Here is a 9,387-nt window from a genome sequence, read left to right as displayed (position 1 = left end):
CCCCCCCCCCCCCCCCCCCCCCCCCCCCCCCCCCCCCCCCGCGCCCGGAGGAGGCGGGCGCGGGGCCTACTTGAAGCGGCGGCCCTCGTCGCGGCGGTACGCCCACACCGCCAGGACCGCGAACACCACGGTCCACCCCAGCAGCACGACCCACGCGAGCGCGTACGCCGGCTCGCCCGTGAGCGCCTGGACCAGCAGGTCGCGGCCGGCGCGCGTCGGGGTGGCCATCGAGATCGCGTCGAGCCACGGCGGGAACAGGAACGGCGGCAGGAACAGCCCGCCCGCGAACGCGAGCGGGAACAGGATGACCTGCACCACGGGCAGCGCGGCCTTGGCCGAGAGCGAGTACCCGATCGCGATGCCCAGCAGCACGAACGGCACCGACACGAGCAGCACCGTCCCCACGCCCGCGAGCAGCTGGGGCCACGTGACGCTCGCAGCGGTCAGGAGCCACCCGATGAGGATGAGCGGCACGAGCCCGAACAGCGAGAAGACCCCGCCGTTGAGGATGCGCGCGACCATGCGCGGCGCGGGGCCCGCGGGCAGCGAGCGCAGGAACGGGTCGAACGGCAGCGCCCGGTCCTCCGCGACGCCCAGCCCGTAGGTGAACAGGCTCGCGGAGCAGATCGCGAACAGCCCGAGCGACGCGACGGCCGTGGTCGCCGCGACGGGGTCGCCCGCGACCTCCTTCTGCGGCACGACGAAGAAGAACATCGCGAGCGCAGGGAACAGCAGGTTCCCGAGGACCGCGATGGGCACGCGCACGGTCTCGAGGAACTGGTACTTGAGGTGGATCCAGGTGAGGGTCGCGGCGCTGGGCGGGCGCCCGCTCACGCCGGGGGTCGTGGTGGCTGCGTGGGTGCTCATCGCGCGCTCTCCTCCTCGGAGGTCTGCTGGTCCGCGGCGCCCGACGGCGTCGCGCCCGTCGGGGTCCCGGCCTCGCCGTGGTCGGTGGGTGCTGCGCGGGAGACCATCTGCTCGAACGCCTCCTCGAGGCTCGCGCCCCGGATCTCGAGCCCGTGGAACGGCAGACCCGACGTCACGAGCGTGCGGACCAGCTCGTCGGCGTCGGCCGTGTACAGCTCGTAGCGCCAGGCGCCGGACTCCCCCGCGTCCTTGTCTGCGGCGCGCTCGGACCGCACCACGCCCGGCAGGTCGGTCCCCAGGTCGGCGGTGCTGCGCACGACCACGCGCCGCAGCCCGACGCGGCGCAGGATCGCGTCGAGCGTGTCGTCGGCCTTGACCACGCCCTGGTCGATCACGACGACGCGCTGCGCGAGCGCCTGCACCTCCTCGAGGTAGTGGCTCGTGAGGAGCACGGTCCCGCCGCCCGCGTGGTACTCGCGGATCGCGGCCCACAGCGCCTGGCGTGCGCCGACGTCGAGGCCCGTGGTGGGCTCGTCGAGCAGCACGACCCGCGGGCGCCCGACGAGCGAGAGCGCGACCGCGAGGCGTCGCTTCTGCCCGCCGGACATGGCCCCGGTCTGGCGCCCGGCGAGGTCGGACAGCCCGAACTGCTCGAGCAGCTCGCCCGTGGGCACGGGGTTCGCGTAGTGCTTGCCGACGAAGTCGACGACCTCGCGCACCTTGAGCGTCGCGGGCAGGCCTGTCTCCTGCGGCGTGAGGCCCAGGCCTTGGCGGGACGAGGCGTCGCGCGGGTCGCCGCCGAAGAGGCGCACGACGCCCGAGTCCGGCTTGCGCTGCCCGCTCACGAGCGAGAGCAGCGTCGACTTCCCGGCGCCGTTGGGGCCCAGGAGCCCGACGAGCTCCCCGGCCCCGACCTCGAGGGTCACGTCGTCGAGCGCGACGACCTCGCCGAAGCGGCGGGTCACGTGCTGCGCGGACACGAGGGACCCGTGCGGCACGGCCGGGCCTCCTCGTGTCGCGGCGGCAGCCCGCCCCGGACTGACGGCTGAGTGCTGGCTGGTCACGATCCGGCTCCTCTCAGGAGCATGCTCAGGGACTCGGTGTAGACCTCGAAGGCGCGGCGCCCGCGGGGGGTGAGGCTGATGTAGGTGGCCGGGGTGCGGCCCTCGTGGGTCTTGGTGACGGTCACGTACTCGGCGTCCTCGAGCTTGCGCAGGTGCGTCGAGAGGTTGCCTGCGGTCATGTCGAGGAGCTTGCGGAGCTTGGGGAACGCGATCTGGTCGCCCGCGCCCAGCGCCGAGAGCGTCGCGACGACGCGCAGCCGCGCCTGGGCGTGGATGACCGGGTCGAGCTCGACGTCAGGCACGAGCCCCTCCCGCGATCCGCCGCCGCGTCCGTACGCGCAGGACCTGTTCGACGAGCGCCATGAGCAGGAACCCGCCACCGCCTGCGGCGGCCATGACGAGGTAGAGGCCGGGCAGGCCCACGATCGTCGCGGCCCCGGCGACGAGCAGGATCCACACGCCCAGGACGTACAGGCGCGTCTCCTGCCACATGGCCCCGCCTGCGAGGTACATGATCCCGACGACCAGGCACGACAGGGAGTTGCTCGCGAGGGACATGACCTCGGGGTTCGCCCCGGCGCGGGCGAGCCCGCCCAGGACCATGCTCATGGCTGCGAACGAGATGAACCAGGCCCAGCCGTAGAGCGCGCCCGAGCGGGCGCTCGCGCCGCGCACGCCGCTCACGCGGGTCATGATGTGCACGATCGTGATCGCCACGGCGCCCACGATGAGGAAGGTGAAGGCGAGGAGGGCCCAGGGCTCGGGCTGCCCGACGACGTCGCTCGCCCCGATCTGCAGGGTCGCCGTGGCGGGAGGGGTGGCCGAGCGCAGCGAGCTGACGTAGAGCGTCGTGTAGCCCAGGAGCCAGGCCAGCCCCCAGACGCCGTAGAGGACCCGGCCGTCGGGTTCGACGTCCTTGGCCTTCTCCTGCTGGGCCGCGATGAGGCGCAGGCTCGCGGCGGGGTCGAGCGGCTGGTCGTCGTCGGGCCCCTGGGCGGGTCCGGCGGGGTCGAGCGGCTGGTCGTCGTCGGGCCCCTGGGCGGGTCCGGCGTGCCGGTCGGACGTCTGGTCGGGCACGAGGGCTCCTTCTCCACCACGGCGATTCGTGGTTTGTGTTGCAAACTACTTTGTAGCCTGCCAGGAGTACGGCCTGCGCGCAAGAGCCTCCCTACGCCGAGAAGTGAGTTGAGGCCCCTGATCCACGTGGATCAGGGGCCTCAACTCACTTCTCGGCGTCAGGCGAGGACGGAGCTGCTGCGCGTCAGGACGTCGCGGAGCCCGAGGTCCCGGTCCCCGGAGCGCTCCCGGCCCCCGTGCCTGCACCTGTGCCGGGCTGCTGCTCGAGGTCGGTGGCCCCTGAGCCGGAACCCGTACCCGCGCCACCAGTCCCGCCCGTGTCGCCGCCCGTCCCCGGCGTCGGGTTCGGCTCCGGCGTGACAGGCGTGGTCGGCTCGGGCTCCGGGGTGGTCGGCGCGTCGGTCGGCGCCTGGGTCGGGACATCGCTCGGGGCCGGGCTCGGCGTCGTGCCCGAGCTCGGCGCGTCGGTCGAGTTGTCCGTCGTGTCGCCGGTCGTGTCTCCCGTGTCTCCGGTCGTCGCGGGCTCACGCGAGACGACGTGGCTGATCGACGTGCCCGAGCCCTCCTCGCCGCGCAGGATCTCGCTCAGCGGGCGTCCGGCGACGACCTCGACCAGCGTCACGCCCACGATCAGCACGAGGAAGACACCGACGGCCGAGAGGATCAGCGTCTTGCGGCTCGGACGGCGGGACGTCGTGTCGTCGCCGTCCAAGGCGTCGCCGTCCGAGGCGTCGTCCGGGGTGACGCCGTCCTGCGGGCCGTCCGTGCCGTCGTCGGGCCCGTCCGTGGCCGCGGTGCGCAGGCCGTCGAGGCGCGTGCCGCCCACGTCGTCGGCCGAGAGGACCGCGGTGTCGGCAGCCTGACCGTCCGCGCCGACCGCGGGCAGCACACCGGTGCTCTCTGTGGTGTCGTCCGCGCGACCGTCGCTCGCCGAGTGCGGCCCCGCGAGCGTCGGCAGCAGGACCTTGCGGCCGTTCTTGCCCACGGGCAGCACCACGCCCGCCTTCATCGCGGCCTTCATCTGCCGACGCGTCTTGAGGATCGAACGCGTGTAGAGGTTGTTCCCGACGACCGTCAGGACCGACGCCACGCCCGCACCGATGATCGTCCCGGCCACACCCAGGTAGGACAGCAGGACCGTCGAGCTCACGGCAGCGAGCGCGCTCGCGACGACCTGCGTGACGGAGAGGCCTGGCGGCTTCTCGTCGAGGTCGTCGTCGGCGGCGCCCGGTGCGGGGGCGTCTCGGGCGGTCGGGCTGATGGAGGGGGGTCTGTGCGAAGTCACGGTCCTCCCAGGGTAGGAAACGCGTCTGCACGCCCTCCGGACGCCTGTTGACCAACCGACGAGGATTGTGTGAAGACCGCGCAGCGCTCCCCCGCGGCGGGTGCTATAACGGCCAGGTGACCACTCCTCCCGGCACTCCCCCCGAGACCGGCAAGCGCTCGCGCTGGGCCCCGACGACGGCCGACCACCCCGAGACCCGGCGCCGCATCGGTGCCGAGATCTGGATCCTGCTGGGACTGAGCCTCGGCCGGTCGGGCGTGTACGCGATCGTCAACATCGTCGCGCGCCTGACCGAGGGCACCCCGCTCGCCGAGCAGAGCACGAGCCTCAACAACTCCCAGTCACCCCGCCCGTACCTCGACCTGACCTATCAGATCCTCAGCATCGGCTTCGCGCTCATCCCGGTCGCGCTCGCGCTCTACCTGCTCTCGGCGCGCGGCCGGTCGGTCACCCGGGCCATCGGGCTCGACGGCAGCCGCCCCTGGCGCGACACCGGGTGGGGGTTCGCGCTCGCCGCGGTCATCGGCATCCCGGGCCTGGGGCTGTACGTGGTGGGGCGGGCCCTGGGGATCACGGTCGAGGTCAACCCCGCCAACCTCGCCGACTACTGGTGGACCGTGCCGATCCTTATCCTCGCGGCCCTCCAGAACGGCCTGCTCGAGGAGGTCATCGCGGTCGCGTACCTGTTCGAGCGCACCAAGGACCTCGGCTGGGGGCGCGTGAAGTTCATCGTGTGGAGCTCGCTGCTGCGCGGCTCGTACCACCTGTACCAGGGCATCGGCCCGTTCGTCGGGAACGTGGTCATGGGTGTCGTGTTCTCGTGGTTCTACACCAGCAGATGGGGGCGGAACCGCGTCGTACCGCTCGTGATCGCCCACACGATCCTCGACGTGGTCGCGTTCGTGGGCTATGCGCTGCTGCCGCGCGAGTGGCTCGAGGCGCTGGGCGTCGGCTAGCCGAAACTCAGTTGCCGCGGCACGCCGCTGAGTGCGGAGCAGCTGTCGTCAGAACCGCCGTTCGACAGCAACTGCTCCGCACTCGGCGGACGGGCGCGAGGACCGTCAGGCGCGCAGCGCCGCCAGCTCCTCCCGGCGCGCGGCCTGGAGCACCGGGTCCGGCACGGGCAGCGACGCCAGGAGCTGCTTGGTGTACGTGTGATGCGGGGCCCCCAGCACCTCGGCCGACGTGCCCTCCTCCACGAGCCGGCCCCGGTAGAGCACCGCGATCCGGTCGGCGAGCAGGTCCACGACCGCGAGGTCGTGACTGATGAACAGGCACGCGAACCCCAGCTCGCGCTGGAGCTCGGCGAAGAGGTCGAGCACGCGCGCCTGGACCGACACGTCGAGCGCCGACGTGGGCTCGTCCGCGACCAAGAGCTCGGGGTCGAGCGCGAGCGCTCGGGCCAGGCTCGCGCGCTGGCGCTGCCCGCCGCTCAGCTCGTGCGGGTACCGGTCGCCGTACGAGCGCGGGAGCTGGACCGACTCGAGCAGCTCGTCGACCCGTCCGCGCGCGTCGCGCGCGTCCCCCGCCCGCCCGTGCACCACGAGCGGCTCGGCCACGCACTCGGCGATCGTGAGCAGCGGGTTGAAGCTCGACGCGGGGTCCTGGAAGACGAACCCGATGCGCGGCCGCACGGGTCGCACGTCGCGCTCGCGCGCACCCCGCATCTCGATGCCCAGCACCGACAGCGACCCGCCCGTCACGGGCGTGAGCCCGCCGATGGCCCGGCCGATGGTCGTCTTGCCCGAGCCCGACTCCCCCACGAGCCCCAGCACCTCGCCGGGCCGGATCGACAGGTCCACGCCGTCGACGGCCACGAACGCGGGCTTGCGGAAGCGGCCCGGGTACTCGATCCGCAGCCCCTCGGCCACGACCACGGGCGCGCCCTCTGCCCAGCCGTCGGCGCGCGCCTCGACCCGTGCGGCCGCGTTGACCACGCCCCCGCCGACGCGGGGCACGGCCCCGAGCAGCGACCGCGTGTACTCGGCCTGGGGGTCCTCGAACAGCGACCGGACGTCCGCCTGCTCCACGACCTTGCCCTGGTACATCACGGCCACACGGTCCGCGAGGTCCGCGACGACGCCCATGTTGTGCGTGATGAGGACGATCGCGGTCCCGAACTCGTCGCGGCAGCGCCGCAGCAGGTCGAGGATCTCGGCCTGCACGGTCACGTCGAGCGCGGTCGTCGGCTCGTCGGCGACGATCAGCCCGGGGTCGAGCGCGAGCGCCATCGCGATCACGACGCGCTGCTTCTGCCCGCCCGAGAACTGGTGCGGGTACTTGTCCACCGCCGTCTCGGGGTCGGGGATGCCGACCCGGCGCAGCACGTCGATCGCCTGCCTGCGCCCTTCCGCGCGTCGCACGCGCCGGTGCGCGCGGAGCCCCTCGACGATCTGCCAGCCGACGGTGAAGACCGGGTTGAGCGCGGCCGACGGCTCCTGGAAGACCATCGCGACGTCCGTGCCGCGCACGGCCCGCAGCTGGGACCGGCTCAGCGCGACGACGTCGGACTCGCTCGTCCCCGCCTTGTTCGCCAGCACGACGGCGCCCCTCGCCGTCGCGGTCTCCGGCAGCAGGCCGAGGATCGTCTTGGCGGTCACGGTCTTCCCGCTGCCGCTCTCGCCCACGACCGCGAGCACCTCGCCCGGGGCGACCTCGAGGTCCACCCCGTCGACCGCGAGGATCGGCCCGGCGTCGGTCGCGAACGAGACCGTGAGGTCCCGGACGATGACGACCGCACCCGAGGTGCGTGACGTCGTCGGGCGTGAAGCCTGTGCCGGTGCCGACCCCGGCACCGCGTCCTGCTGCGCGCTCACGGGCGCACCTCGATTCCCTCGTCGCCCAGCGTCCCCGAACCTTCCAGCCCGCCCAGCCCCGCGGGGCCGGCCGCGAGCGTGCCGCCCGGCACGACCGACGTCTCCGCGACCTCGCCCGCCCCGACGGCGGCCGCCCGGCGGCGGCGCCGCCGCGGGTCCGCCAGGTCGTTGAGGCTCTCGCCCACGAGCGTGATGCCCAGGACCGCGAGCACGATCGCGAGGCCCGGGAAGAGCGCGGTCCACCAGATGCCGCTCGTGACGTCGGACAACGACTTGTTGAGGTCGTAGCCCCACTCGGCCGCGGCCGTCGGCTCGATGCCGAAGCCCAGGAACCCGAGCCCCGCGAGCGTGAGGATCGCCTCGGACGCGTTGAGCGTCACGATGAGCGGCAGCGTGCGCGTCGCGTTGCGCAGCACGTGCCGCCCCATGATCCGGCGGTGCGGCGTGCCGATGACGCGCGCCGAGTCGATGAACGCCTCGGCCTTGATCCGCACGGTCTCCGCCCGGATCACGCGGAAGTACTGCGGGATGAAGACCACGGTGATCGAGAACGCGGCCGCCAGGATGCCGCCCCACAGGTCCGACTGCCCGCCGCTGATGACGATCGCGAGCAGGATCGCGAGCAGCAGCGACGGGAACGCGTAGACCGCGTCGCACACGACGACGAGCACGCGGTCGAGCCAGCCCCCGAAGTACCCCGAGACCAGGCCCAGCAGGACGCCGATCACGATCGACGCCGCGATCGCGACCACGATCACGAGGGCCGCGGTGCGCGCTCCCCAGATGACGCGGGACAGGACGTCGTACCCGCCGACGGTCGTGCCGAGCAGGTGCTCGGCCGACGGCGGCTGCTGCGCCCCGAACAGCACGTCGCCGCTGCGGAGCTGGCTGAACCCGTACGGCGCGAGCCACGGGGCGGCCAGCGCCGTGAGCAGGAAGAGCGCCGTGATGACCAGGCCCGCGACGAGCATGCCGCGCTGGAGGCCCACGCTCTGACGGAGCTGGTGGACCACGGGCAGACGGCCCCAGGAGAGTCGGCGTGCCATGTCAGTACCTCACCCTCGGGTCGATGAACGCCGCGAGGACGTCCACGAGGAAGTTCGTGACCGCGACGATCACGGCCAGCAGGACGACGATCCCCTGGACCGCGACGAAGTCCCGGGCCTGCAGGTACTGCGCGAGCATGAATCCGAGGCCCTTCCACTCGAACGTCGTCTCGGTCAGGACCGCCCCGGCCAGGAGCAGGGCGATCTGCATGCCCATGACCGTGATGATCGGGATGAGCGCGGGACGCCACGCGTGCGTGCGCACCAGCCGGCGCTCGGACACTCCGCGCGAGCGGGCCGCGTCGACGTAGTCGGTCGCGAGGGTCCCGATGACGTTGGTGCGCACGAGCCGCAGGAAGACCCCGGCGGTCAGCAGCCCCAGGGCCACGCCCGGCAGGACCGCGTGCATCAGCACGTCACCCAGGACCGCAGGGTCGCCCGTGCGGATCGCGTCGACGACGTAGAAGCCCGACGGGTCCGGCAGGGCCATCATCTGCAGCTCGGCCCCCGTGGACGCGCGCCCCGCGACGGGGAACCACCCGAGGCCCACCGAGAAGACGAGCTTGAGCAGGAGTCCCGCGAAGAACACTGGCGTCGCGTAGCAGAGGATCGCGAAGACGCGCAGGAACGCGTCGGGGATCCGGTCGCGGTGGTGCGCGGCGAGGAGCCCGAGGGGCACGCCGACCAGGAACGCGATGATCAGGGCGTAGACCGCGAGCTCGAGCGTCGCGGCGCCGTAGGTCGTCAGGACCTCGGACACCGGGCGGTTGTCGCTGATCGTGGTGCCGAAGTCGCCACGTACGATCCCGCCCAGGTACTCGAGGTACTGGACGATGATCGGGCGGTCGTAGCCGGCCTCGTGGATGCGCTCGGCGAGCTGGTCGGCCCGCAGGCGCCCGCCGAGCGCGGCCGTGATGGGGTCGCCGGTCGAGCGCATGACGACGAACACGGTCGTCACGAGGATGAAGACGGTCGGGATGATGAGGAGGAACCGGACCAGGACGTACCGTCCCAGCCCACCTCCTCCGGACGTCTTCTTCCGCGGGGGTGTGGAGCGGGAGGTCCCGGTGCCCGGCGGGTCGGCCGTGGTCACCTGGTCGGTCGTCGTGGTCATGTCGTCCGTTCGTCGTGGTCCGAGCCGCGCTGCTCGGTGGCCTGCGATGCTGCTGCGCGGGCTCGGGCGACCCGAGCCGGCTGGGCTCGGAGCGGTGGGGGGGGGGGGGGGGGGGGGG

9 protein-coding genes are annotated in these 9,387 nt (G+C 73.0%); 1 reads left to right on the top strand and 8 read right to left on the bottom strand.

Going from position 1 to position 9,387, the window contains the following annotated elements; translation table 11 throughout:
- Window positions 1-66: 66 nt before the first annotated feature.
- The 5 genes from H9640_RS07800 to H9640_RS07780 all read right to left on the bottom strand — a co-directional run bounded on the left by H9640_RS07800 (window position 67) and on the right by H9640_RS07780 (window position 4,293).
- Window positions 67-867 (bottom strand): ABC transporter permease, encoded by an 801-nt coding sequence (locus H9640_RS07800; protein WP_191790150.1) that lies wholly within the window; start codon window positions 865-867, stop codon window positions 67-69.
- A complete protein-coding gene (locus H9640_RS07795) occupies window positions 864-1,865 on the bottom strand; it encodes an ABC transporter ATP-binding protein (protein ID WP_318243702.1) in 1,002 nt (333 codons plus the stop codon). The genes H9640_RS07800 and H9640_RS07795 overlap by 4 nt, the downstream gene beginning before the upstream one ends.
- Window positions 1,866-1,927: 62 nt before the next feature.
- Entirely contained in the window at window positions 1,928-2,233 is a 306-nt protein-coding gene (locus H9640_RS07790) for a transcriptional regulator (RefSeq protein WP_191790149.1), read from the bottom strand.
- Window positions 2,226-3,008: a hypothetical protein gene (locus H9640_RS07785; protein WP_191790148.1), complete on the bottom strand. Its 783-nt coding sequence runs from the start codon at window positions 3,006-3,008 to the stop codon at window positions 2,226-2,228. The genes H9640_RS07790 and H9640_RS07785 overlap by 8 nt, the downstream gene beginning before the upstream one ends.
- 184 nt (window positions 3,009-3,192) lie before the next feature.
- A complete protein-coding gene (locus H9640_RS07780; RefSeq protein ID WP_191790147.1) occupies window positions 3,193-4,293 on the bottom strand; it encodes a hypothetical protein in 1,101 nt (366 codons plus the stop codon).
- Between the two features lie 116 nt (window positions 4,294-4,409).
- On the opposite strand from H9640_RS07780, the gene H9640_RS07775 reads away from it, so the two are divergent.
- Window positions 4,410-5,249 (top strand): CPBP family intramembrane glutamic endopeptidase, encoded by an 840-nt coding sequence (locus tag H9640_RS07775; protein WP_404821886.1) that lies wholly within the window; start codon window positions 4,410-4,412, stop codon window positions 5,247-5,249.
- A gap of 105 nt (window positions 5,250-5,354) precedes the next feature.
- Here H9640_RS07775 and H9640_RS07770 read toward each other — a convergent pair whose 3' ends face one another.
- The 3 genes from H9640_RS07770 to H9640_RS07760 are packed head-to-tail and all read right to left on the bottom strand — an operon-like array spanning window position 5,355 to window position 9,269.
- Window positions 5,355-7,088, bottom strand: coding sequence for a dipeptide ABC transporter ATP-binding protein (locus tag H9640_RS07770; protein ID WP_191790284.1), 1,734 nt, complete (start codon window positions 7,086-7,088; stop codon window positions 5,355-5,357).
- A gap of 17 nt (window positions 7,089-7,105) precedes the next feature.
- Window positions 7,106-8,155 carry an ABC transporter permease gene (locus H9640_RS07765; protein ID WP_225226862.1) on the bottom strand — a complete coding sequence of 350 codons (1,050 nt, stop codon included), beginning with the start codon at window positions 8,153-8,155 and terminating at the stop codon, window positions 7,106-7,108.
- A 1-nt stretch (window position 8,156) separates the two neighbouring features.
- Window positions 8,157-9,269, bottom strand: a complete 1,113-nt coding sequence (locus H9640_RS07760) for an ABC transporter permease (RefSeq protein ID WP_191790146.1) — start codon at window positions 9,267-9,269, stop codon at window positions 8,157-8,159.
- Window positions 9,270-9,387 lie beyond the last annotated feature (118 nt).

This window comes from Oerskovia gallyi (assembly GCF_014836745.1).
GTDB lineage: Bacteria > Actinomycetota > Actinomycetes > Actinomycetales > Cellulomonadaceae > Oerskovia > Oerskovia paurometabola.
This window is presented reverse-complemented; position numbering and strand designations above follow the sequence as displayed.